23 protein-coding genes are annotated in these 20851 nt (G+C 62.0%); 17 read left to right on the top strand and 6 right to left on the bottom strand.

Annotated elements, in window-relative coordinates:
• Nucleotides 1-119: 119 nt before the first annotated feature.
• Nucleotides 120-1013 carry an oxygen-dependent coproporphyrinogen oxidase gene (hemF, locus tag EDD52_RS03310; protein WP_132241762.1) on the top strand — a complete coding sequence of 298 codons (894 nt, stop codon included), beginning with the start codon at nt 120-122 and terminating at the stop codon, nt 1011-1013.
• A 3-nt stretch (nt 1014-1016) separates the two neighbouring features.
• Here the strand turns inward: hemF and EDD52_RS03315 are convergent, their stop codons facing one another.
• Together EDD52_RS03315 and EDD52_RS03320 are read right to left on the bottom strand one after the other, a co-directional pair.
• Nucleotides 1017-1604, bottom strand: coding sequence for a pseudouridine synthase (locus tag EDD52_RS03315; protein WP_132241764.1), 588 nt, complete (start codon nt 1602-1604; stop codon nt 1017-1019).
• A gap of 28 nt (nt 1605-1632) precedes the next feature.
• Nucleotides 1633-2085, bottom strand: a complete 453-nt coding sequence (locus EDD52_RS03320; protein WP_132241766.1) for a nucleoside deaminase — start codon at nt 2083-2085, stop codon at nt 1633-1635.
• Nucleotides 2086-2227: 142 nt separating this feature from the next.
• Here EDD52_RS03320 and EDD52_RS03325 point away from each other — a divergent pair, with 142 nt between their 5' ends.
• From EDD52_RS03325 to dtd, 9 genes are all read left to right on the top strand, one after another.
• Nucleotides 2228-3001 carry a pseudouridine synthase gene (locus EDD52_RS03325; protein ID WP_132241768.1) on the top strand — a complete coding sequence of 258 codons (774 nt, stop codon included), beginning with the start codon at nt 2228-2230 and terminating at the stop codon, nt 2999-3001.
• Between the two features lie 184 nt (nt 3002-3185).
• Complete coding sequence (locus EDD52_RS03330) at nt 3186-4004, top strand: TerC family protein (protein ID WP_132241770.1); 819 nt, start codon at nt 3186-3188, stop codon at nt 4002-4004.
• A 235-nt stretch (nt 4005-4239) separates the two neighbouring features.
• Entirely contained in the window at nt 4240-5124 is an 885-nt protein-coding gene (locus tag EDD52_RS03335) for a 5-bromo-4-chloroindolyl phosphate hydrolysis family protein (RefSeq protein ID WP_132241772.1), read from the top strand.
• Nucleotides 5125-5154: 30 nt separating this feature from the next.
• The gene (locus tag EDD52_RS03340) at nt 5155-6354 is read left to right on the top strand and encodes a toxic anion resistance protein (RefSeq protein WP_132241774.1); all 1200 of its coding nucleotides are present in this window, start codon (nt 5155-5157) and stop codon (nt 6352-6354) included.
• 3 nt (nt 6355-6357) lie between these two features.
• On the top strand, nt 6358-7374 hold the full coding sequence (locus EDD52_RS03345) for a DUF2927 domain-containing protein (RefSeq protein ID WP_132241776.1): 1017 nt from the start codon (nt 6358-6360) through the stop codon (nt 7372-7374).
• Nucleotides 7375-7389: 15 nt separating this feature from the next.
• Complete coding sequence (locus tag EDD52_RS03350) at nt 7390-8502, top strand: SPFH domain-containing protein (RefSeq protein WP_132241778.1); 1113 nt, start codon at nt 7390-7392, stop codon at nt 8500-8502.
• Nucleotides 8503-8628: 126 nt separating this feature from the next.
• Entirely contained in the window at nt 8629-9738 is a 1110-nt protein-coding gene (locus EDD52_RS03355; protein WP_132241780.1) for a TFIIB-type zinc finger domain-containing protein, read from the top strand.
• Nucleotides 9739-9970: 232 nt separating this feature from the next.
• Nucleotides 9971-10879, top strand: a complete 909-nt coding sequence (locus EDD52_RS03360) for a carbohydrate kinase family protein (RefSeq protein ID WP_132241782.1) — start codon at nt 9971-9973, stop codon at nt 10877-10879.
• Nucleotides 10876-11319: a D-aminoacyl-tRNA deacylase gene (dtd, locus tag EDD52_RS03365; RefSeq protein WP_132241784.1), complete on the top strand. Its 444-nt coding sequence runs from the start codon at nt 10876-10878 to the stop codon at nt 11317-11319. Before EDD52_RS03360 ends, dtd begins: the two co-directional genes overlap by 4 nt.
• 3 nt (nt 11320-11322) lie before the next feature.
• Here the strand turns inward: dtd and EDD52_RS03370 are convergent, their stop codons facing one another.
• From EDD52_RS03370 to EDD52_RS03380, 3 genes are all read right to left on the bottom strand, one after another.
• On the bottom strand, nt 11323-11841 hold the full coding sequence (locus EDD52_RS03370) for an alkylphosphonate utilization protein (protein WP_132241786.1): 519 nt from the start codon (nt 11839-11841) through the stop codon (nt 11323-11325).
• Nucleotides 11842-11967: 126 nt separating this feature from the next.
• Nucleotides 11968-13059 carry a Gfo/Idh/MocA family protein gene (locus EDD52_RS03375; protein ID WP_132241788.1) on the bottom strand — a complete coding sequence of 364 codons (1092 nt, stop codon included), beginning with the start codon at nt 13057-13059 and terminating at the stop codon, nt 11968-11970.
• Nucleotides 13060-13070: 11 nt separating this feature from the next.
• On the bottom strand, nt 13071-13772 hold the full coding sequence (locus tag EDD52_RS03380; protein WP_132241790.1) for a GntR family transcriptional regulator: 702 nt from the start codon (nt 13770-13772) through the stop codon (nt 13071-13073).
• 99 nt (nt 13773-13871) lie between these two features.
• Here EDD52_RS03380 and EDD52_RS03385 point away from each other — a divergent pair, with 99 nt between their 5' ends.
• The 6 genes from EDD52_RS03385 to EDD52_RS03410 are packed head-to-tail and all read left to right on the top strand — an operon-like array spanning nt 13872 to nt 19473.
• Nucleotides 13872-15026 carry an LLM class flavin-dependent oxidoreductase gene (locus EDD52_RS03385; protein ID WP_132241791.1) on the top strand — a complete coding sequence of 385 codons (1155 nt, stop codon included), beginning with the start codon at nt 13872-13874 and terminating at the stop codon, nt 15024-15026.
• Nucleotides 15026-15913 carry an aldo/keto reductase gene (locus EDD52_RS03390; protein WP_132241793.1) on the top strand — a complete coding sequence of 296 codons (888 nt, stop codon included), beginning with the start codon at nt 15026-15028 and terminating at the stop codon, nt 15911-15913. Before EDD52_RS03385 ends, EDD52_RS03390 begins: the two co-directional genes overlap by 1 nt.
• A 12-nt stretch (nt 15914-15925) precedes the next feature.
• Nucleotides 15926-16432 carry a flavin reductase family protein gene (locus EDD52_RS03395; protein WP_132242028.1) on the top strand — a complete coding sequence of 169 codons (507 nt, stop codon included), beginning with the start codon at nt 15926-15928 and terminating at the stop codon, nt 16430-16432.
• Nucleotides 16433-16482: 50 nt separating this feature from the next.
• Nucleotides 16483-17070, top strand: a complete 588-nt coding sequence (locus tag EDD52_RS03400) for a TRAP transporter small permease (RefSeq protein ID WP_132241795.1) — start codon at nt 16483-16485, stop codon at nt 17068-17070.
• Nucleotides 17071-18360 (top strand): TRAP transporter large permease, encoded by a 1290-nt coding sequence (locus tag EDD52_RS03405; RefSeq protein WP_132241797.1) that lies wholly within the window; start codon nt 17071-17073, stop codon nt 18358-18360. It abuts the gene before it with no gap.
• A gap of 54 nt (nt 18361-18414) precedes the next feature.
• Nucleotides 18415-19473 carry a TRAP transporter substrate-binding protein gene (locus EDD52_RS03410; protein ID WP_132241799.1) on the top strand — a complete coding sequence of 353 codons (1059 nt, stop codon included), beginning with the start codon at nt 18415-18417 and terminating at the stop codon, nt 19471-19473.
• Between the two features lie 144 nt (nt 19474-19617).
• On the opposite strand, the gene EDD52_RS03415 is transcribed toward EDD52_RS03410, so the two are convergent.
• Nucleotides 19618-19992 carry a hypothetical protein gene (locus EDD52_RS03415; RefSeq protein ID WP_132241801.1) on the bottom strand — a complete coding sequence of 125 codons (375 nt, stop codon included), beginning with the start codon at nt 19990-19992 and terminating at the stop codon, nt 19618-19620.
• An 81-nt stretch (nt 19993-20073) separates the two neighbouring features.
• Here EDD52_RS03415 and EDD52_RS03420 point away from each other — a divergent pair, with 81 nt between their 5' ends.
• Complete coding sequence (locus tag EDD52_RS03420) at nt 20074-20802, top strand: Crp/Fnr family transcriptional regulator (protein ID WP_132241803.1); 729 nt, start codon at nt 20074-20076, stop codon at nt 20800-20802.
• Nucleotides 20803-20851 lie beyond the last annotated feature (49 nt).

The following is a 20851-nucleotide window of genomic DNA, read 5'->3' on the forward strand; positions in this document are numbered from 1 at the left end:
TGCCGCCCGCGTGGGTTACGTATCCGACATGACGGAAGGCCGCTTCAGGCCGCGCAGAGCTTGCCCATCGCCGCCCCCCTGCGCTAGGGGACGGGGCAAGCTTGAAAAAGGGGGCCGGGATGGGCGAAGAATTTCAAAGTGAGAAAGCGCGCGCCTCGGCATGGTTCCGGGAGTTGCGTGACCGTATCGTCGCTGCTTTCGAGGCGCTCGAAACCAGCCATGCCGAGGGGCCGTTGAACGACAGGCCAGCGGGGCGCTTTGACGTGACAGAGACGACACGCGCCTCGGAGGACGGCTCGGATGCGGGCGGCGGGCTGATGAGCGTCATGCGCGGTGGCCGTGTGTTCGAGAAGGTCGGCGTCAACGTCTCGACCGTTTACGGCACGCTGGGCGAGGCTGCGCAGGCGTCGATGATGGCCCGCAAGGGGCTTTCGGGGATGGCGGAAGATCCGCGTTTCTGGGCCAGCGGGATCAGCCTTGTCGCGCATATGCAGAACCCGCGTGCCCCGGCCGTTCACATGAACACGCGCATGTTCTGGACGCCGCATGCCTGGTGGTTCGGGGGCGGGTCGGACCTGAACCCTTGCATTGAATACGCAGAGGACACCGCGCATTTCCACGCCGTGCAAGAGGCGCATCTGGCGCCACATGGGGCCGAGCTTTATCCGCGGCTGAAGGACTGGGCGGACGAGTATTTCTACATCCCCCACCGCGGTCGCGCGCGGGGCGTCGGTGGCATCTTCATGGATGATCGCTGCACCGGAGACTGGGAGGCCGATTTCGCGCTGACGCAGGATATTGGCCGGGCATTTCTGCCCGCTTACGTCCCACTGGTCGAGAAGCGGCGGGTGCAGGACTGGTCCGACGCCGACAAGGACACGCAACTGGTGCATCGCGGGCTCTATGCCGAATACAATCTGGTATATGACCGGGGCACGAAATTCGGTCTGGCCACCGGGCATGATGCGAATGCCGTGCTGATGAGCCTGCCCCCGATGGCCAAATGGGTCTAGGGGTCAGGCATCCCGCCATTGCCCGGGCTGCAGCCCGCCCAGCGTCCAGTCGCCGATTTTCCAACGGATAAGGCGCAGCGTGGGCAGGCCGACAGCGGCCGTCATGCGGCGGACCTGACGGTTGCGCCCTTCGGTAAGGATCAGCTCCACCCAGCTGTCGGGCACGGATTTGCGGTACCGCACCGGCGGATCGCGCGGCCAGAGCCAGTCCGGCGGGTCAATCCGCTTCGCCTTTGCCGGTCGGGTCATGCCGTCCTGCAGCGCCACGCCGCTGCGCAACAGGGCAAGCGCCTCTTCGGTGACCTCGCCCTCGACCTGCGCGAGATAGGTCTTGGGCAGCTTCGTGTCGGGATGCGCGATGCGATTTTGCAGACGCCCGTCATTGGTCAGGATCAGCAACCCCTCGCTGTCGCGGTCAAGCCGACCGGCAGGGTACACCTCTGGCACGTTCACATAGTTGGACAGCGTCTCACGGGCCGACCCTTCGGTGCCCTTGTCGGTGAATTGCGACAACACCCCCCACGGCTTGTTGAGCAGGATCACCCGCGCAGGCCCTGTCGGGCGTGGCTTCGGCGCGCGCGGCCTGGACATGTTGGATTTGCGGGGTCGGGCCACCGGATCAGCCTCGTCTTGCGCTGAAAAACGCTTTCAACTGGGCCTCGGCCTCGGATGCGGCGATGCCATCGTAGACCTCTGGCGCATGGTGGCATTGCGGATGCGCGAAAACCCTTGCGCCATGCGAAACACCGCCGGATTTCGGATCACCCGCCCCGTAATACAGCCTCCGGATCCGCGCGAAAGAAATCGCGGCGGCGCACATCGGGCAAGGCTCCAGTGTCACATAGAGGTCGTGACCTGTCAGACGTTCCGAACCCAATCGCGCGCAGGCTTCGCGGATCACCAACACCTCTGCATGGGCTGTCGGGTCGCTAAGCTCCCGCGTGCGGTTGCCTGCGCGCGCAACAATGCTGCCGTCCGGCCCGACCAATACGGCACCCACAGGCACTTCGCCGCGTTCGGCGGCGGCCTGGGCCTCTGACAAGGCGGTGTGCATGTGGCTCTTGAAGGTCATGCGCCCCTCATAAGTCCGCCTTCGCGCTTTCCCAAGAGCGAAAATTACTCTAAGGCCTGTCGGGTTCCGCCGTTTCGCGCGCCCTTTGGTTGACGGGCATTTGCGAAACGACACAGATCTTTCATCGTCAAAGGTGCGCCGCATGAGCCAGACCACCCCTCCCGGAGACCGCATCGCCAAGGTGCTTGCCCGTGCCGGTGTCGCCAGCCGCCGCGAGGCGGAGCGCATGATCGAACTGGGCCGCGTCAGCGTGAATGGTCGCAAGATCGATAGCCCCGCGCTGAACGTCACCGAAAAGGACCGGATCGCGGTGGATGGCAAACCGCTCAAAGAGGCAGAGCCGCCGCGTTTGTGGCTGTACCACAAACCGACCGGGTTGGTGACGACGAACAGCGACGAAAAGGGCCGCGCGACGATTTTCGACAACCTCCCCGAGGATCTGCCCCGGGTGATGACGGTCGGGCGGCTCGACTTGAATTCCGAAGGCCTGCTGCTGCTGACCAATGATGGCGCGTTGAAACGCCGGATGGAACTGCCCTCGACCGGATGGTTGCGGCGTTACCGCGTGCGGATCAATGGCAGGCCCACCGACGAAACCTTCGAGCCGCTCCGCAAGGGTCTGGTGATCGATGGGGAGCGGTTCCAGCCGATGATCGTCACACTCGACCGCCAACAAGGTGCAAATGCCTGGGTCACAGTTGGCCTGCGCGAAGGCAAAAACCGAGAGGTGCGGCGCGCGATGATGGATCTGGGACTGGCCGTGAACCGGCTGATCCGGGTCTCCTATGGCCCGTTCCAGCTGGGTCAGCTCAAGGCGGGCGCGGTCGAGGAGATCCGGCCAAAGGTTTTGCGCGACCAGCTGGGTCTGGAAGGCGCCAAGACCGACAAGCCAAAGGTCTCGCGCAAGCGCAGATAGGCGCATTTCCATCAAGCGACACCTGATGCGCGACGCCTTTGCAACTTGATGCAAACCGCTGCAGATCGCTGCCATGGCACCACTTTGTCGCCCCATTGCCGATTTGTCGCCGGAACTCCCCTTGTTCAACGGCGTTGTTTCGTGGAGTCTCACGACAAATTGACCTATCTACGGGAATACGCTCATGGCCGAACTACTGACCATCGAGAACCTTGGAAACCTGCTGATGCTGTGTTTCCTGCAAGCGGTTCTGGGGTTTGACAACCTGCTCTACATCTCCATCGAATCGCAACGCGCGCCTGTGGCGCAGCAAAAGGCGGTCCGCTACTGGGGCATCATCATCGCCGTGGCGCTGCGCGTGGTCCTTTTGTTCACCATGATCCAGCTGATCGACTCGATGGCAGAGCCGTTCTACGTCTTTGACTGGCCGGGCGTCATCGAAGGCGGTGTGAACTTTGCCACCTGCGTTTTCATAATTGGTGGTATTTTCATCATCTACACGGCGGTCAAGGAAATCGGCCACATGCTGGCGATTGAACATCTCAGCACGGATGTGGACGCGAAATCCGGCAAGAGCGCCACGCAGGTCGTGCTGCTCATCGTCATGATGAACCTGATCTTCTCGTTTGACTCCGTGCTTTCGGCGATTGCGATCACGGATGTGTTTCTGGTGCTGGCGACGGCGATCATCCTGTCAGGGCTGGCAATGCTGGTTCTGGCTGACACGGTCACCGCGTTTCTTGAAAAGAACCGGATGTACGAGGTTCTGGGCCTCTTCATCCTGCTGATCGTGGGCGTCGTCCTTTTGGGCGAATCCGGACAGGCCGCGGCCCATGCGATGCATGACGAAACGCTTGCGCTGCGTTTCTTCGGCTACGAGGTCGTGCCCATGTCCAAGACCACCTTCTACTTCAGCGTGTTGGTGCTGGTCGCGGTAGAGATCATCCAGTCGCGGTATTCGCGAAAGCTGAATGCCGAGCGCAGAACAGCCTCGCGCCACTGAATGCCTGCCAAATGAACCGTGGCAGCCTGTATTACGGGCTGCCACGGAAAGGTGGAATGCGTAGGCAATTCTCCCCCTAGCACGCAAAGGGCCTATCGCCTAAGTTCTGACACAACAGATCCGGCTCAGAAACCAGAGGCAGCATGACTGGCACCGCATTTCAGAAGATCGCCTACGTTCTGCTTATTGTCGTCCTGTTCGGGGTGTCTTCCGGCTGGCTCGGGGGGCTTTGACGATGGCACAGCGTTTTGGCGGCAAGTTCAGCCCCGACGGCACGGGCCCGGAGACATCCGAAGAACGCGGCGCGTTTCGCGGTGCGACAGTCGATCCCGTGGGCGCGCGCAGCAATGTTCTTTTCGTTCCGCCCGTGGTCTTGGCCTTTACCTCCATCGCAGGGGGTGCGACCACTCTGATCACTGGCCTGCTTGGCGCTGCGGCACTGGCGCTGGGGGCATGGCTTCTGCGGGACGGGCTTCGCGCAGAGGCGGCGTATAATGCCCGCAAGGTCGCGCGACGGCCGGGATTTCCCAGAAAAATCGCAGCCGCCCTGCTGGCGGCAACAGGTGTGGCCCTTGCCGCATGGCGCAATGAGCCCGGCATCTTGGCCCCCGTGCTTTATGCCGCGGCTGCGGGTGGGTTGCATCTGGCCGCATTCGGCATCGATCCGATGCGCAACAAGGGCATGGAAGGGATCGACACTTTCCAGCAAGACCGCGTGGCCAAGGCCGTCGACGAAGCCGAAAGACATCTTGCCGCCATGTCCGACGCCATCCGGCGCGCGGGCGACAGGCAGGTCGAAGCGCGGGTAGAGCGGTTTCAGGGCGAGGTGCGCGAACTTTTGCGCACGGTCGAAGAAGACCCTCGCGATCTGACCGCTGCACGGAAATACATGGGTGTCTACCTGATGGGCGCCCGCGACGCTTCGGTGAAATTCGCCGATGTCTACAGCCGGACGCAGGATGCCGGGGCGCGCTCTGACTACATGATGTTGCTGACCGATCTCGAAGAAAGCTTCAGCGCGAAGAAACGCAAGTTGCTGCTGGACGACAATTCCGACCTGACGGTCGAGATAGAGGTCCTTCGTGACCGGCTTCAGCGCGACGGTATCCGGCTGAAATAGAAAATTGCATGACTTTAAAGAGGTACACCGATGTCTGAGAACGTAAGGGAAAAGGCCGAGCAGACGCTTGCGCTCGTCGAAGAAGTGAATGCCGTTGTCCTGCCCGAACCGGTAGACGCCGGTGAGGTCATTTCGTTGGCCGAGGCCGACGCGCCGCTGGGTGAGGAAATCCGTAGCCGGATGGACGAGATCGACATGGGCGATACCAATTCCATCGTCGCGTTCGGTTCTGCCGCGCAGGCCGAATTGCAGGAAATCAGCCAGGCCATGCTGCAGGACGTGCGCAACAAGGATGTGGGCCCGGCGGGCGACTCCCTGCGCAATATCGTCACCACGATCCGGGGCTTTTCGGTGTCCGAGCTGGATGTTCGCCGCAAGCGCAGCTGGTGGGAAAAGCTTCTGGGCCGCGCCGCGCCCTTCGCCAAGTTTACCGCCAAATTCGAGCAGGTGCAGGGCCAGATCGACCGCGTGACCGACGACCTGCTCAAGCATGAACATACGCTCTTGAAAGACATCAAGTCGCTCGACCTGCTGTATGAAAAGACACTGGCCTTTTATGACGAACTGGCGCTTTACATCGCGGCAGGCGAAGAAAAGCTGCGCGTTCTGGACGAAGAGGTGATCCCTGCGAAAGAGGCCGAAGTTCAGGCCACGCCCGAGGGCGACCAGGTGATGGTCGCACAGGAATTGCGGGATCTGCGCGCCGCGCGCGATGATCTGGAACGCCGGGTCCATGACCTGAAGCTGACCCGGCAGGTGACGATGCAGTCGCTGCCCTCCATCCGCCTTGTGCAGGAAAACGACAAGAGTCTGGTCACCAAGATCAACTCGACCCTCGTGAACACTGTCCCGCTGTGGGAAACCCAACTGGCACAGGCGGTGACGATCCAGCGCTCTGCCGAAGCGGCGGTTGCCGTGCGCGATGCCAATGACCTGACCAACGAGCTGTTGACGTCGAACGCCAAGAACCTGCGCGACAGCAACAAGATGATCCGTCAGGAAATGGAGCGCGGCGTCTTCGACATCGAGGCCGTCAAGCAAGCCAATGCCGACCTGATTGGCACCATTCAGGAATCGCTTCAGATCGCGGATGAAGGCAAGGCCCGCCGCGCCGCTGCCGAAGCTGAACTGAAGAAGATGGAAGCCGAACTGCGCGATACGCTTGCGTCAGCAAAGGCCAAAAAGACCGGGCTGGGCGATACTGCCTCGACCTCTGTACCACGGGGCTGAAACATGCGGGTGGGACGTAGGGCACGTCAGCTCTTGCTGACCGGGTTCGCGGTGGCGGCGCTCGCTGCCTGTGAAATCCTTCCAAATGAGCCCACCCCGCCCGAAGACATACCGCAGGTGGCGCCGACACGTCCGCGCGCCGCCCCGCAACCCGCTCCCTCGCCGACAACCGGCATAGACACGACCCCGGCGCCAAGCACTGCCCCGCGATCGGCGGCCAGCCGCGAACTGGCGGCGTATTATGGCCGGTTGCAACAGGATCTGTTGGTTCAGGGTTTGTTACGCACCGATGGCGGCGGCCCGGACACGCCCTTTACAGACACGATGCTGGTGCGCAATTTCGAACGTATCGCTCTTGCCGAAGAATACGCCCGCGGCGCAGGCTTCACCCGCAGCAGCGGAGAGCTTGGACGGGTCAAGAAGTGGAACGGCCCGGTGCGCATTTCGGTCGATTTTGGCGCCTCTGTCGATGCCGACCAGCGCATCACAGATCAGGCCCAGGTTGCGCGCTATGTTGCAAGGCTGGCGCGCGTCACCCGCCATCCTGTCAGCATCAGCCAGAGCAACGCGAATTTCCACGTGCTTTTCATGGGCGAGGATGACAGCGACCAGCTCAAGCCCCGCATTCGCGCCCTTGTGCCCGAAATCAGCGATTCCGCCCTTTCGATCTTTGACAACCTTCCGCGTGGTATCCATTGCCTTGTGCTCGCCTTCTCGGGCAGCCCGAACGGTTATGACTACGCCCGCGCCGTGGCGCTGATCCGGGCCGAGCATCCTGATCTGCTGCGCCAATCCTGCATTCACGAAGAGCTGGCGCAGGGGCTCGGGCTTGGCAATGACAGCCCGACCGCACGCCCCTCCATCTTCAATGACGACGACGAATTCGCCCTGCTGACGACGCACGACGAGATGTTGTTGAAAATCCTGTACGATCCAAGGCTGAAGCCCGGCATGTCCGCCGACCAGGCCCGCCCCATCGTACGAGAGCTTGCCGCCCGGATGACCGGCGGCCCCAGTTAACCCGAGGAGTAACCCATGGGCATTTTCGATTTTCTGAGCGGTCAGTTCATAGACGTCATCCACTGGACCGATGACACCCGCGATACGATGGTCTGGCGTTTCGAGCGTGAGGGCCACGAGATCAAATACGGTGCCAAGCTGACGGTGCGCGAAGGTCAGGCGGCCGTGTTCGTGCATGAAGGTCAGTTGGCGGATGTGTTCACGCCGGGCCTGTACATGCTCGAAACCAACAACATGCCCATCATGACGACGCTCCAGCATTGGGATCACGGTTTCAAAAGCCCGTTCAAGTCAGAGATCTATTTCGTCAATACAACGCGGTTCAATGATCTGAAATGGGGCACCAAGAACCCTATCATGCTGCGCGACCCGGAATTCGGGCCGACCCGCATCCGCGCCTTCGGCACCTACTCCGTCCGCGTCGGAGAGCCCGCGCGTTTCATGTCTGAAATCGTCGGTACGGATGGCGAATTCACGATGGACGAGATCAGCTTTCAGATCCGCAACATCATCGTGCAGGAATTCAGCCGGGTGATTGCTGCATCCGGCATACCCGTACTGGATATGGCCGCGAACACCGCCGAGCTGGGCAAAGTGCTGGCCCATGCGATTTCTCCGACGCTGGAGCAATACGGCCTGACCATCCCCGAGCTTTACATCGAGAATATCTCGCTGCCGCCTGCAGTGGAAAAGGCGCTGGACACCCGCACCTCTCGCGGGCTGTCGGGCGATCTGGAGCAGCACCTGAAATACTCTGCCGCCGAGGCGCTGCGTCAGGGTGGTGACGCATCGGGCGCAATGGGGGCAGGCATGGGTGCAGGCATGGGCATGGCGATGGCAGGCCAGATGATGGGCGGCCAGCGCGGCCCATGGGGCGCGGCCCCGGCCCAGGCCCCCAGCGCACCGCCGCCGCCCCCGGTGGAGCATGTCTGGCACCTTGCCAAGAATGGCGAAACGCAGGGCCCGTTCTCCAAGGCGCAACTGGGTCGCATGGCCCAGAACGGCGAAATGACCCGCGAGACCTATGTCTGGACCGCAGGTCAGGACGGCTGGAAACCTGCCGAGGATGTGGACGAGCTGGCGCAGCTTTTCACCGTCATGCCCCCGCCCCCGCCGCCGGGCATCTGACACAGCTAGAGCCCTTCGCAGGCGGTGTTTGCGGGGGGCTTCGGATTTGGACGACGACAGCGTTTTCGGGTCAAGGGCGCCAAAACTCGGCCCGCGCTCCTGACCCGCAACAGGCACGAGGTTGAGATGCCCGACCAGACCCTGACTGCGCCGCAATCAGAGCACCGCTTTCCCTGTGATCAATGTGGCGCGGATATGCGGTTTGACCCGGATGCGGGCCAGCTGGTCTGCGACCATTGCGGCAACACCTCGGAAGTGGCGCAATCTGGTCCCTGGACCGGCGGCATCCGTGAAATCGACTTTGACCGCGCCGTCCGGGGCGACATGTCCGAGGCCGAGATCGAGGAAACCCGCGTCACGAAATGCCCCAATTGCGGTGCTTCGGTAGAATTCGACGCAGATATTCACGCCACCGAATGCCCGTTCTGCGCCACGCCCGTCGTCACCGATACCGGCGCGCATCGGCATATCAAACCGCGCGCCTTGTTGCCGTTCCGCCTTAGTCAGGAAGAGGCCCGGACAGCGATGAACGACTGGCTTGGCGGGCTTTGGTTCGCCCCCGGCGGCCTGAAGGACTATGCGCGAAAGGGTCGAAAGATGAACGGGATCTACGTGCCCTACTGGACCTTCGACGCCGATACGAAGTCGCGTTACCGGGGCGAGCGGGGCACCGTCTATTACGAAACGCGCACCGTCACGCGCGAAGGCAAGACCGAGCAGGTCCGCGTGCAGAAGATACGATGGCAGTTAGTGTCGGGCCGCGTTGCGCGGTTCTTTGACGACGTGCTCGTGCTGGCCTCGACATCCCTGCCCAAGCGGTTCACCGACGCGCTGGAACCCTGGGATCTGTCAGAGCTGGAAACTTACCGGCCCGAATTTCTGGCCGGTTTCCGCGCTGAAGGCTACGGCGTGCAACTGGAAGACGGGTTCGACGAGGCCCGCCATATCATGGACCGCCAGATTGCGCGCGATATCCGCTTTGACATTGGCGGCGACAGGCAGCGCATTCACAGCGTTGATACCGATGTGGACGACGTGACCTTTAAACATATCCTGCTACCGGTCTGGCTGGCCGCATATAAATTCCGCGGCAAGACCTACCGCTTTGTCGTCAATGGCCGTACCGGGCGGGTGCAGGGCGAACGGCCCTGGTCGGCCTGGAAAATCGCGATTGCCGTGATCCTTGGTCTGATCGTGGCGGCGGGCGTCGGCTATGTCGTCGCGATGAACCAATAGGGCGCCCGTTCCCGCGCGGTCGCAAATCTTTTCCGGCCGCGCGCAGACCTGCCGGGAACGGACCATATCAATGTCCATCGCCCATTACGCGTTCTTCAACGTTGTTTTGACGCTTTGCGAAGTCTAGCGTGGAAAACTGCGCGCTACCTCAGCCGGGCATAAATCCGCGAGGCTTGGCCTTGAAGGGAATCGTTGCTCATGTTAGCGCAAACAAAGCAATTGGGAGGTGTCCATGATACTCTGCTGTGGCGAAGCGCTGATCGACATGTTGCCGCGTACGACGACCGAAGGCGAAGGCGCCTTTGCGCCGCATGCGGGCGGTGCTGTTTTCAATACCGCCATCGCGCTGGGGCGTTTGGGCGCACCTGCGGGGTATTTCGGCGGTCTGAGCCATGATCTTTTTGGCAAGCTGCTGGAAACCAACCTTGCCGCTGCCCATGTCGACAGCCGCCTTGCTCCGCGTTCTGACAGGCCGACGACGCTGGCCTTTGTGACGCTGACCGACGGACATGCGCAATATGCCTTCTACGATGAGAATACGGCCGGGCGGATGCTGCATGCAGACGACCTGCCCGCGTTGACGGACGAGGTGAACGCGCTCTTTTTCGGCGGCATCAGCCTGGTCGGCGAACCCGCGGCCGATGCATACAAAGCGCTCGCCCTGCGCGAGGCCCCGCGCCTTCCAGTCATGATGGATCCCAACATCCGCCCCAGCTTCATCACCGACGAGGCGCGCTATCGCGCCCGTCTGGATGCGATGCTGGCCGTGACAGACATCGTCAAGATCTCGGACGAGGATCTGGCCTGGCTTGGCACCACGCCAGAAGCACTGCTGGCCAGCGGCGGGCCAAAGCTGATCCTGATGACCCGCGGCGCAAAGGGTGTCGAGGCGCATCTTGCCAGCGGCAGTTTCGAAGTGCCCGCGCAGAAGGCCGTTGTCGTGGATACGGTCGGTGCCGGTGACACGTTCAACGCAGGGCTGCTTGCCGGTCTCTGGCAGGACGGGTTGCTGAGCAAGGAGGCGATCGCCTCTGCCGGACAGGACGCGCTCCGCCCGGCTATCGAACTGGGGGCACGCGCCGCAGCCGTCACCGTCAGCCGTGCTGGCGCCAACCCGCCCTGGGCCGAAGAACTGGCATGAGGGCACTTGTCCAGCGCGTGACCGAGGCCGCCGTGCGGGTCGATGGTGAGGTGCTGGGCGAAATCGGGCCGGGCCTGTTGATCCTTGTCTGTGCAATGCAGGGCGACGCCGAAGATGCCCCGTCCCGATTGGCGGCCAAGATCGCCAAGCTGCGGATTTTTTCCGACGACGCGGGCAAGATGAACAGGTCGCTCTCCGATACGGGCGGCGCGGCGCTGGTCGTCAGCCAGTTCACCTTGGCCGCCGATACGAAGCGCGGCAACCGTCCCGGATTTTCTGCTGCCGCGCCCCCGGCGACGGGCGAACCGGCTTACGAGGCATTTGCCGATGCACTGGCCGACCTGGGCATCCAGACCGCGCGGGGGCAGTTCGGGGCGGATATGAAGGTCAGCCTTGTAAACGACGGCCCCGTGACGATCTGGATCGACACCGCCGCGTAGGCGTCAGGACTTCTTCACAAACTGCGTCAGGATGACAATGCGCTGCCCCTCGACGCGCCCCTCGATATGCTCGGCATTGTCAGCGACCAGCGAAATGCCCCGCACGGCCGTGCCCCGTTTCGCGGTGAACCCTGCGCCCTTTACCGGCAGGTCCTTGATCAGAACAACCGTATCGCCCTGGGCCAGAACCGTGCCGTTGCTATCGCGGTGGATGACGTCCGGTGCGTCGGACAGGCCCGCCTCGGCCCAGGATTGAACGTCCGGTTCCAGATAGGCAATGTCCAGCAGGTCGCGCGCCCAGACTTCGGTCTCCAGCCCCTTCAGCAACCGCCATGCCAGCACCTGCGTCGCCGGATCAGTGGACCAGATCGCCTCATGCAGGCATTGCCAATGCGGTGCCTCCTGCGGCCCGTCCTGCACACCGGCCTGACAGGTATCGCACAGCGGCAGCGTGTCGTCGCGAGGGGCCACAGCAGTCTCGGCAGTTGCGGGGGCGCTGCACAGGGCGCAGGTTGAGGGCATGGGATTTCCTTCCGGGTCTGCATGCGGGTGCGCACGGCTTTGACGCCGCGTTAGCACGGCGCGATTGCCGACCGCGAGCGCATTTTTGTCACACCGGTTGCGCGCCCTGCAAAGGCCCTGCCTGCCTCAGACCTCCACAGCCTTGCCGGTGCTTGCAGACAATTGCGCAGCAAGCCCAAGTCGCACGGCCATGTGCCCATCCTCTGCGGTGACCTCTGGCGCCGCTTTGCCCAGCACCGCGTCACGGAACCGCACATGCTGATAGTAGGTAGAGCCGTTGTGATCCCCCGCCTCCAGCAATTCCGGGTCGACCGGGATATCCAGCACCATCGGCCCCTTGGGGTTGCGCGGACTGACGATCAGCTGGGGCACAGGCGGATCGCCAAGATCAGCAGGCCAGAACCGTCCGGGACCGGGCACAAGGCATTCGATCTTGCCCGCAGGACCGACGGCCGAGATTTCCTCCTGATACCTGCTGCCTTCGGCGAACATGCACAGTTCCAGCATGGCGCGGGCGCCGTTGGCGAATTCCACGATGACATAGCCATGGTCCCATATGTCCGGCGTCTCGCCGCCATAGCTTTCATCAAGATGATTGGCCGCCTGCCCCGCACTGGCCATGACGCGCACCGGTTCTGACGGGATCACCAGCCGCATCAAATCAAAGAAATGACAGCATTTTTCCACGAAGGTCCCGCCAGAGTAGCGATTGAACCGGTTCCAGTCGCCGACCTTCTTGAGGAAGGCAAACCGATGTTCGCGGATCGTCAGCATCCGCACGCCGCCGGTTGCCATATCCGCCTGTTCCAGCAGCGCCGCGATGGGCGGCATGTAGCGATATTCCATCGCCACCCAGATCGGTGCCGGGTAGGCCGCGCAAATCTCCGTCACACGATCCGCATCGGCGGGATTGGTGAACAAAGGCTTCTCTATCAGCAATGGCAGGGGGCGTTTGGCCGCGATCATCTCCAGTTGCGGGATATGCAGATGGTTGGGAGAGGCGATCAACAGGCAATCCAGCCCCTCGACCTCCAGCAGATCCTCGGCGGTTTCGGGCAGCACCGCATCCGGAGCAATCGCCGCTGCGGCTTCGCGCATCGCGCGGTCCGGCTCGAAGATGGCGCCGACGCGGGCGCCGGGCACAAGGGCGATGTTGCGCAGATGTTCCTGCCCCATCATGCCGCAGCCGATGATGCCATAGGTGACGGTGTCTTTCATGCTTCCTGCCTTCATTTCAGCCGCGCTACGTAGCGCGCCACATTCGTATCTATCCAACTGCGCGACACCTCGACCCGCGCGCCGTCCTTGCCCCAACTGATCCGGTCGATCAGGACACAAGGGCTGGCCTCAGCCATGCCAAATTCGGGCGGGGCCCAGTCGGGCACCTGACCAAGGCTCACCTTGTCCTCGGCGCGTGTGATCCACAGGCCCAGCGTTTGGCGGTAGTAAAGGTAGAGCGACTCTGACAGGTCCTGCGCCGCGATCCGCCCGGCAAAGCTGCCATCAAGCCAGATTTCCTCCAGCACTGCCGGGATGCCGTCCAGCCTGCGCAGGCGGCGGATGCGATGCGCCTCTGGCGAGGTGCCAAAATCCGGCAGGTCATCCGGTTTGCTGACCCGGGCCACGTCCAGCACATCCGCCGTCGGCAACCCGCCCCCGCGCAGCCGTTCGACCCGGAAAAACGTGTAGACGCTCTGCGTATCGGCCCGCGCGCGAATGTAGTTGCCCGACCCCTGCACGCGTTCCAGCATCCCCTTCGATGTCAGGTCTGCCAGAGCCTTGCGCAATGTGCCCACAGAGATTTCAAGCGTCGCTGCCATGTCCCGCTCTGGCGGCAGGCGCTCACCGTCCAGATAGCGGCCCGCGTTGATCTCGCGGATCAGCATTTCGCTGATCTGGATATAGAGCGGCAGGGCATTCTGGTTGGTCATCGAGCGGGTCCGGCGCGGGCGAAGAATAATTGATACACTATTGATCTACATTAAAGCCGGTGCTACGCAAGACAAAATGACGCATGCCGGAGCCTGCCCATGACCGTGGTCCCTATCACCTCTCCTGATCTTGACGCGGCCGAAGTGTCGTGGTTCGCGGCGCTCTGCTCGGATGACTACGAATACCTTGGTGTCCCCGAAGGGCGCCTGCGATCATCATGGGCGCATTGTTCATCCATCGTGAAAGAGGCCGAGGCACAGGGCTTTCGCAACATCCTGTGCCCGTCGTCCTATCAGGTGGGTCAGGACACGCTCAGCTTCGTGGCAGGTTGCGCGCCCATCACCGACAGGATCAACATGCTGGCCGCTGTGCGCTGCGGCGAAATGCAGCCCATCATGCTGGCCCGCACCATCGCCACGCTGGATCACATGCTGGAGGGGCGGCTGACGGTGAATATCATCTCGTCCGATTTCCCCGGCGAGAAGGCGGAAAGCAAATTCCGCTACCAGCGGTCGCGCGAAGTGGTCGAGATCCTGAAACAGGCATGGACGCAGGACGAGATCACCTACAAGGGCGATGTCTATGACTTTCAGGGGCTGTGGACCGATCCGGCCAAACCCTACCAGACTGGCGGGCCGCTGCTTTATTTCGGCGGCTATTCGCCCGATGCGCTGGAGCTGTGCGGCCAGCATTGCGACGTCTACCTGATGTGGCCAGAGGCCAAGGACGCGCTGGCCGAACGGATGAAGGCCGTGCATGCCGTGGCGCAAAGATACGACCGCACGCTGGATTATGGCCTGCGCGTGCATGTCATCGTGCGCGACACAGAGGCCGAGGCCCGTGAATGGGCGCAGCATATCGTCAGCCAGCTGGACGACGATCAGGGCCGCGCGATTCGTGAACGCTCTCTGGACGCCACCAGCCTTGGTGTGTCGCATCAGGCCAGGAACCGCGAACTGGCCGACATGGAGGGCTTTATCGAGCCGCATCTGTGGACCGGCGTGGGCCGTGCGCGCTCTGGCTGCGGGGCTGCGTTGGTGGGTTCAACCGATCAGGTTCTGTCCGAACTGGAGCAATACCAGAAGATGGGCATCCGCGCTTTCATCCTGTCGGGCTATCCGCATCTCGACGAATGCCGCCATTTCGGTCAAAAGGTGCTTCCGCAGATGAAGACATGTTCGCTGCCCGAAGCCTACGGCCGCGTGCCGCAGGGCCAGCCGAACACCCCCCTTGCCGCAGGAGAGCGCCGCTGATGGACCGTATCCAGATTACCCCGGGACTTGATTTCAGCCGTATCGTCTATGGCATGTGGCGCCTTGGCGACGATGACAATACCGCGCCGGAGCATGTGCAGGCCAAGATTTCCGCCTGCCTTGATCAGGGCATCACGACGATGGATCAGGCCGACATCTATGGCGGCTACATGGCCGAAGAGATCCTTGGCAACGCGCTGACACCTGATTTGCGCAACAAGATCGAGATTGTCACGAAATGCGATATCGTGGCCCCTGCGGGCCGCTACGACAAGGCGCGCGTCAAGCATTACGACACCAGCCGAGCGCATATCCTTGCCTCTGTCGAACATTCGCTGCGCTTGATGAAAACAGACCGGATTGACCTGCTGCTGATCCACCGGCCCGATCCTTTCATGGATCACCACGAAACGGGCGCCGCGCTGGACGAGGTGGTGGCCGCGGGCAAGGTCCGCGCCGTGGGTGTGTCCAATTTCCGCCCCTGGGACTGGACCCTGCTGCAATCGGCGATGAAGACCCCGCTCTCCACCAACCAGATCGAGCTTAGCCTGATGACGCATGACGCCTTTACCAATGGCGACATCGCGTTCTTGCAGGAACGCGGCATCCCGCCGATGGCGTGGTCGCCGCTTGGTGGTGGCACGCTTTTTGCCAGCAGCCGCGAGGATCTGCGCAAAGAGCTCAAGAAAGTCGGCGAAGAACACGGCGTTGATGCCGCCGCGGTTGCCGTCGCGTGGCTCTTGGCACATCCCGCCCGCATCCTACCTGTCCTCGGCACCAACAATCTGGACCGTATCGCCCGTATCGGCGATGCTGCTAAGTTAAAGATGGATAGGGAGACCTGGTTTGAGATCTACACCCACGCAATCGGCCACGAAGTCGCCTGAGACATGTCACTGATGACGGCAGAGCCTCACAGCTTCGACCCCGCGACCGAGGATCCGCGCAGCTTCCGCGCCGCCTTGGGCAATTTCGCAACGGGTGTCACCGTGATTACCTGCCAATCCGGCAGCGGCCCGATCGGCATCACGGCCAACAGCTTCGCCAGCCTGTCGCTGAACCCGCCGCTGGTTCTCTGGGCGCCTGCGAAAAGCTCTCAGCGCTACCCGTTCTACATGGCGGCAGAGCATTTCGCGATCCATGTCATGAGCGCCGAGCAGACGGATATCTGCTCTGGCTTCGCGCGCAATGGCGACGTCTTCGATGCCTTCGACTGGGAGGAAGGCAGCCATGGCGTGCCGCTGATCAACGGGTGCCTGTCCCGGTTCGAATGCACGCGAACCGCACAGCATGATGGCGGCGACCATTCCATTATCGTGGCCCGCGTGACGCGCGTCACGACCCGGCCCGGCAAACCGCTGACCTTTTTCGCCGGAAAATACGGAGCCATAGAAAAAGTGTCGTAATTCGCCGCCATAGAAAAAACAGTAGCGCGGCGCAGGGAGGAGAAGACCGTATGGCGATATTGAAGGGGCTGCTGGCTCCGCTGCAATTCGTCAACACGCATGTGTTGCGCCTTGGCCGGGCGATCGCCGTCTTTGCCATGGCGATCATGGTCCTGTCGATCCTCTATCAGGTCGTGATGCGCTATGGTTTCAACGCCGCCCCCAACTGGTCCGAAGAACTGGCGCGCTTCTGCATGCTTTGGATGACGGGGCTTGTTGCGCCCGCCGCCTACCGCCGGGGCGGCTTCGTGGCCATCGACACGCTCACGATGTTGCTGCCCAGAAACATCGGTGCGGTTCTCAACTTCGTTCTTCTGGCATTGGCCCTTCTGGTCCTCGTCGTCGCGCTGCAACTGGGGCTGAAGCATGTCAATTCCGGCTGGTTGTTCGCGTCATCCTCGCTTCGCCTGCCGCTGGACCTGATCGGCATGGCGCCGGTGAAGCTGAAGCTCGCCTGGATGTTCATGTCTCTTTATGTGGGCGTCATCCTGCTGACCTCTGTCACCGTGGAACTGCTGCTCAGACAGCTTGTGCGCCTGACCGGGGGCGGGGATGACCTGCCGCCGCTACCAACACTCGACACGCCGGGGGCTGAATAGATGCTTATCTGGTTTCTGCCGCTTTTCCTTGTCTTCCTGATGATCGGCCTGCCGGTCTTCTTTGGCCTTCTTGCCGCACCGGGCATCCTGCTTTGGATGAACGGGCAAGAGCGTGACGTCGCCCTGCTATACCGCAATGTCTACAACGGCATGGACAGCTTCCCGCTGATGGCCATCCCGTTCTTCATGCTGGCGGGCGAATTGATGAATCGCGGCGGCATCACCATGCGCCTTGTGGAGTTCAGCCAGGCGATGATGGGCCACCTGCGCGGTGGGCTGGCACATGTGAACGTGCTCAGCTCCATGCTGTTCGCGGGCCTGTCGGGATCAGCGGTTGCGGATACGTCGGCGCTGGGGTCCATGCTGATCCCCGCGATGGAGAAACAGGGCTATAGCCGCAAATTCGCCGCCGCGATCACGGCCGCCAGTTCCGTCATCGGGCCGATCATCCCCCCCTCGGGCATCATGATCATCTATGCCTATGTCATGGGTGAAAGCGTCGCGGCGCTGTTTCTCGCGGGTATCGTGCCGGGCATCCTTGTCGGGGCCGGGCTGATGGTAATGGTCAAGGTCATGGCCGACAAATACGACTTCCCCGTCGCCACGCGCAAACACACATGGCCAGAGCGTGGACAGGCGAGCCTCAAGGCCTTCTTTCCTCTGCTGACGCCCGTGATCATCCTGGGCGGCATTTTGGGCGGCATCTTTACCCCGACCGAAGCGGCGGCGGTGGCCGTCGCCTATGCCACTATCGTGGGGCTCTTCATCCTGCGCACGCTGCGGTTTCGGGATCTGCCAGAGGTGCTGTCGAACTCTGCCATGACCAGCGCCGTTGTGCTGCTGCTGGTGGGCGCCGCGATGGCGTTCAAGACAGTCGTCAGCCTCAGCCACGCGCCAGAGCAACTGGCAGCCTTCATCCTTGCGCTTTCGGACAACCCGCTGATCCTGCTGTTCCTGATCAACCTGCTGCTGTTTATCGTCGGCATGTTCCTTGATGCGGGCCCCGCGATCATCATCCTTGGCCCGATCCTGGGCCCGATCTTTGTCAGCCTCGGCGTCGACCCGGTGCATTTCGCGATCATCATGTCCGTCAACCTGACCGTGGGGCTGGCCACCCCGCCGATGGGGCTGGTGCTGTTCGTCGCCTCGTCCGTATCGGGCGAACGGGTCGAAAAGATCGCCCGTGCGATCCTGCCATTCCTTGCGGTAGAGGTGGTGGTGATCTTCCTGATCACCTACATCCCCGCGATTTCAATGACGATTCCGCGCCTGACGGGGTTCGTCAACTAACCCGGGCGCCTTGCCCGGTCATCGACCAAGAACGAAGCATTAGGGAGGTTATACATGCTCAAGGGTCTTACAACGGCGGCACTGTCCGCGGCACTTCTGGCGGGCGGCACACTCGCCGCAAGCGCGCAGGAATACACCATTCGCGCCACTGCCAATTCCAACGAGAATGACGAGGATTACGACGGGCTCGTGGTCTTCAAGAACTATGTCGAAGCCGCCTCCAACGGCCAGATCGGCGTCGAGATGTTCATCGGCACGCAGCTGTGCTCCAATGGCACGGAATGCCTGCAAGGCATCGCTGATGGGTCGATCGACGTCTACATCTCTACTTCTGGTGGCGCGGCGGGGATCTTTCCCTATGTGCAGGTGCTGGACCTGCCCTACCTGATGGCCGACGACCGCGTTGCCGAAACAGTGCTGCAAGGTGATTTTGTCCGGACCATGCGCGACATGGCGCTCGAGGATTCAAACGGCATGATCCGCCTGATGACCATCGGCAATACCGGCGGATGGCGCAATTTCGCCAACACCAAGCGCCGGGTACAGATGCCTGCCGATATGGAAGGCCTGAAGATCCGTACCGTGGTCGCCGATCTGCCGCAGGAACTGGTCAAGGCGCTTGGCGCGTCGCCCACCCCGATCCCGTGGCCGGAACTGTTCACCAGCTTCCAGACCGGCGTGGTCGAGGGATCCAAGAACGGCATTACCGACATCATGGGCATGAAATTCCCCGATGCCGGCCTGCAATATGTCACGCTGGACGGGCATGCCTATATGGGTGCGCTGTGGTTCATGAACAACGACAAGTTCATGTCCATGCCCGAAGAGCTGCGCCGCGTTGTCGTGGACGGGTTCTACCAGTTGCAACAGGCGACATTCGCGTCACCCAAGCGCAAGTCGATCCAGGCATATGAGGACTTCGTGGCCGGTGGCGGCGATCTTTACGTCCCCACGCCCGAGGAAAAGGAAGCGTTCAAGGAAGCTGCAGCCCCGGTCTATGACTGGTTCAAGACCAATGTCGATGGTGGCGAGGAAATCTTCACCGCCCTGACAGAGGCGGTTGCCGCAGCCGAGGCCGAAATCAACGAAGGCCGCGCGAAGGATCTTCAGTAATAGTGATGCCGGGGCCGCTCAATTCGGCCCCGGCATCGTACCGATCCGGTTCGGGTTCCCTCCCAAGAACCCGGTCACCGGGTCGGCACCCATCGGCGCTGCGTCAGGCGTCACACTCACCACCCCACGACAGCGCCGGACCTCTCAGATGGACTGCAATGCCGCTGCCAGAGTTTCTGACGTGAATGGCAGCTCCAGCTCAATTGGCTGAATACCGAACGCTTCCCATTCGGACGGGTCGCAATCGACCAGAACAACCGACGCACCGCGCGCGACAAGGCGGCTGGCCAGCGCGCCACTGCGAACATGCATCCCCGGACCGATCACCAGAAGGACCGAGCAAGCGCCCTGCGCCTCGATCTCCGCCTCGGTGGATCCAAGTCCGTGCGCCATGTGGACGGCAGCACCAGGAAACACCTCTCTGAGCGTTTCTACGGCGTCGATCTGAATAACCGGGTCGCGACAAACCACGCCGAATTGGCGGGCGCCGACAGTGGGCTTTTCAACTGTGATCAACATACGGACTCCCATCCATCAAACCGCAATGATGGAACGTTTTCCGATTCTCCGCATTAAACTACGACATAGCTGGAGAGAAAAATGGGCGTGAAGTGCCGCAACTGTCCGATCCGTAAATTGCCCCTCTTCGATCCGATGACGTCGGACGAAGTAGAGTTCATGGAGCATTTCAAGGTTGGCGAGCTCAGCATTTCCCCGGGCGCTCCAATCCTGTCGGAGGGCGGCAATACTCCGCAGATATATACAGCCCTCAGCGGGATGGGCCTCCGCTACAAGCTGCTTGAGGATGGTCGCCGCCAAGTTATCAGCTTGGTGCTGCCGGGGGATTTCATCGGATTGCAGGCGGGTGTGATGAACCAGATGACCCATTCGGTCGAGGCAACCACCTCGATGAGGCTCTGCGTCTTTGACCGGTCTGAGCTGTGGAACCTGTTTCGCACCCAGCCCGAAAGGGCCTTTGACCTGACATGGCTCGCCGCGAACGAGGAACGCTTTCTTGGGGAGGCTTTGGCCGCCCTGGGGCAGCGCGACGCCTATGAGCTGCTGGCCTGGGCGCTGGCGCGAATCTGGCGCAAGCTGGAGGCGCTGCAGATGACCAACGGCGACACAACCTCGCTGCCCTATCGCCAGCAGGACCTGGCGGATGCAATGGGGCTATCTCTGGTCCATACGAACAAGACACTGGCAAAGCTGCGGGCCGCCCGATTGGCGATCTGGGCCGACGGAAAGCTGACGGTCCCGGACATAGAAGAATTGGAAGAGGCCGGGCTTTGTCGTGACACACCTTTGGGCAGTCGCCCCCTGATTTAGGGACGTGCGGCAACCATTAATCAGGTGATACTATAGCGAGAGAGCATTC

It is taken from the genome of Primorskyibacter sedentarius (genome assembly GCF_004342065.1).
Lineage (GTDB): Bacteria > Pseudomonadota > Alphaproteobacteria > Rhodobacterales > Rhodobacteraceae > Primorskyibacter > Primorskyibacter sedentarius.

Bases quoted from the DNA above. Each gene is read 5' to 3' on its own strand.
- hemF (WP_132241762.1), top strand. From the start codon at position 120: ATGGGCGAAGAATTTCAAAGTGAGAAAGCGCGCGCCTCGGCATGGTTC.
- EDD52_RS03315 (WP_132241764.1), bottom strand. From the start codon at position 1,604: ATGTCCAGGCCGCGCGCGCCGAAGCCACGCCCGACAGGGCCTGCGCGG.
- EDD52_RS03320 (WP_132241766.1), bottom strand. From the start codon at position 2,085: ATGACCTTCAAGAGCCACATGCACACCGCCTTGTCAGAGGCCCAGGCC.
- EDD52_RS03325 (WP_132241768.1), top strand. From the start codon at position 2,228: ATGAGCCAGACCACCCCTCCCGGAGACCGCATCGCCAAGGTGCTTGCC.
- EDD52_RS03330 (WP_132241770.1), top strand. From the start codon at position 3,186: ATGGCCGAACTACTGACCATCGAGAACCTTGGAAACCTGCTGATGCTG.
- EDD52_RS03335 (WP_132241772.1), top strand. From the start codon at position 4,240: ATGGCACAGCGTTTTGGCGGCAAGTTCAGCCCCGACGGCACGGGCCCG.
- EDD52_RS03340 (WP_132241774.1), top strand. From the start codon at position 5,155: ATGTCTGAGAACGTAAGGGAAAAGGCCGAGCAGACGCTTGCGCTCGTC.
- EDD52_RS03345 (WP_132241776.1), top strand. From the start codon at position 6,358: ATGCGGGTGGGACGTAGGGCACGTCAGCTCTTGCTGACCGGGTTCGCG.
- EDD52_RS03350 (WP_132241778.1), top strand. From the start codon at position 7,390: ATGGGCATTTTCGATTTTCTGAGCGGTCAGTTCATAGACGTCATCCAC.
- EDD52_RS03355 (WP_132241780.1), top strand. From the start codon at position 8,629: ATGCCCGACCAGACCCTGACTGCGCCGCAATCAGAGCACCGCTTTCCC.
- EDD52_RS03360 (WP_132241782.1), top strand. From the start codon at position 9,971: ATGATACTCTGCTGTGGCGAAGCGCTGATCGACATGTTGCCGCGTACG.
- dtd (WP_132241784.1), top strand. From the start codon at position 10,876: ATGAGGGCACTTGTCCAGCGCGTGACCGAGGCCGCCGTGCGGGTCGAT.
- EDD52_RS03370 (WP_132241786.1), bottom strand. From the start codon at position 11,841: ATGCCCTCAACCTGCGCCCTGTGCAGCGCCCCCGCAACTGCCGAGACT.
- EDD52_RS03375 (WP_132241788.1), bottom strand. From the start codon at position 13,059: ATGAAAGACACCGTCACCTATGGCATCATCGGCTGCGGCATGATGGGG.
- EDD52_RS03380 (WP_132241790.1), bottom strand. From the start codon at position 13,772: ATGACCAACCAGAATGCCCTGCCGCTCTATATCCAGATCAGCGAAATG.
- EDD52_RS03385 (WP_132241791.1), top strand. From the start codon at position 13,872: ATGACCGTGGTCCCTATCACCTCTCCTGATCTTGACGCGGCCGAAGTG.
- EDD52_RS03390 (WP_132241793.1), top strand. From the start codon at position 15,026: ATGGACCGTATCCAGATTACCCCGGGACTTGATTTCAGCCGTATCGTC.
- EDD52_RS03395 (WP_132242028.1), top strand. From the start codon at position 15,926: ATGACGGCAGAGCCTCACAGCTTCGACCCCGCGACCGAGGATCCGCGC.
- EDD52_RS03400 (WP_132241795.1), top strand. From the start codon at position 16,483: ATGGCGATATTGAAGGGGCTGCTGGCTCCGCTGCAATTCGTCAACACG.
- EDD52_RS03405 (WP_132241797.1), top strand. From the start codon at position 17,071: ATGCTTATCTGGTTTCTGCCGCTTTTCCTTGTCTTCCTGATGATCGGC.
- EDD52_RS03410 (WP_132241799.1), top strand. From the start codon at position 18,415: ATGCTCAAGGGTCTTACAACGGCGGCACTGTCCGCGGCACTTCTGGCG.
- EDD52_RS03415 (WP_132241801.1), bottom strand. From the start codon at position 19,992: ATGTTGATCACAGTTGAAAAGCCCACTGTCGGCGCCCGCCAATTCGGC.
- EDD52_RS03420 (WP_132241803.1), top strand. From the start codon at position 20,074: ATGGGCGTGAAGTGCCGCAACTGTCCGATCCGTAAATTGCCCCTCTTC.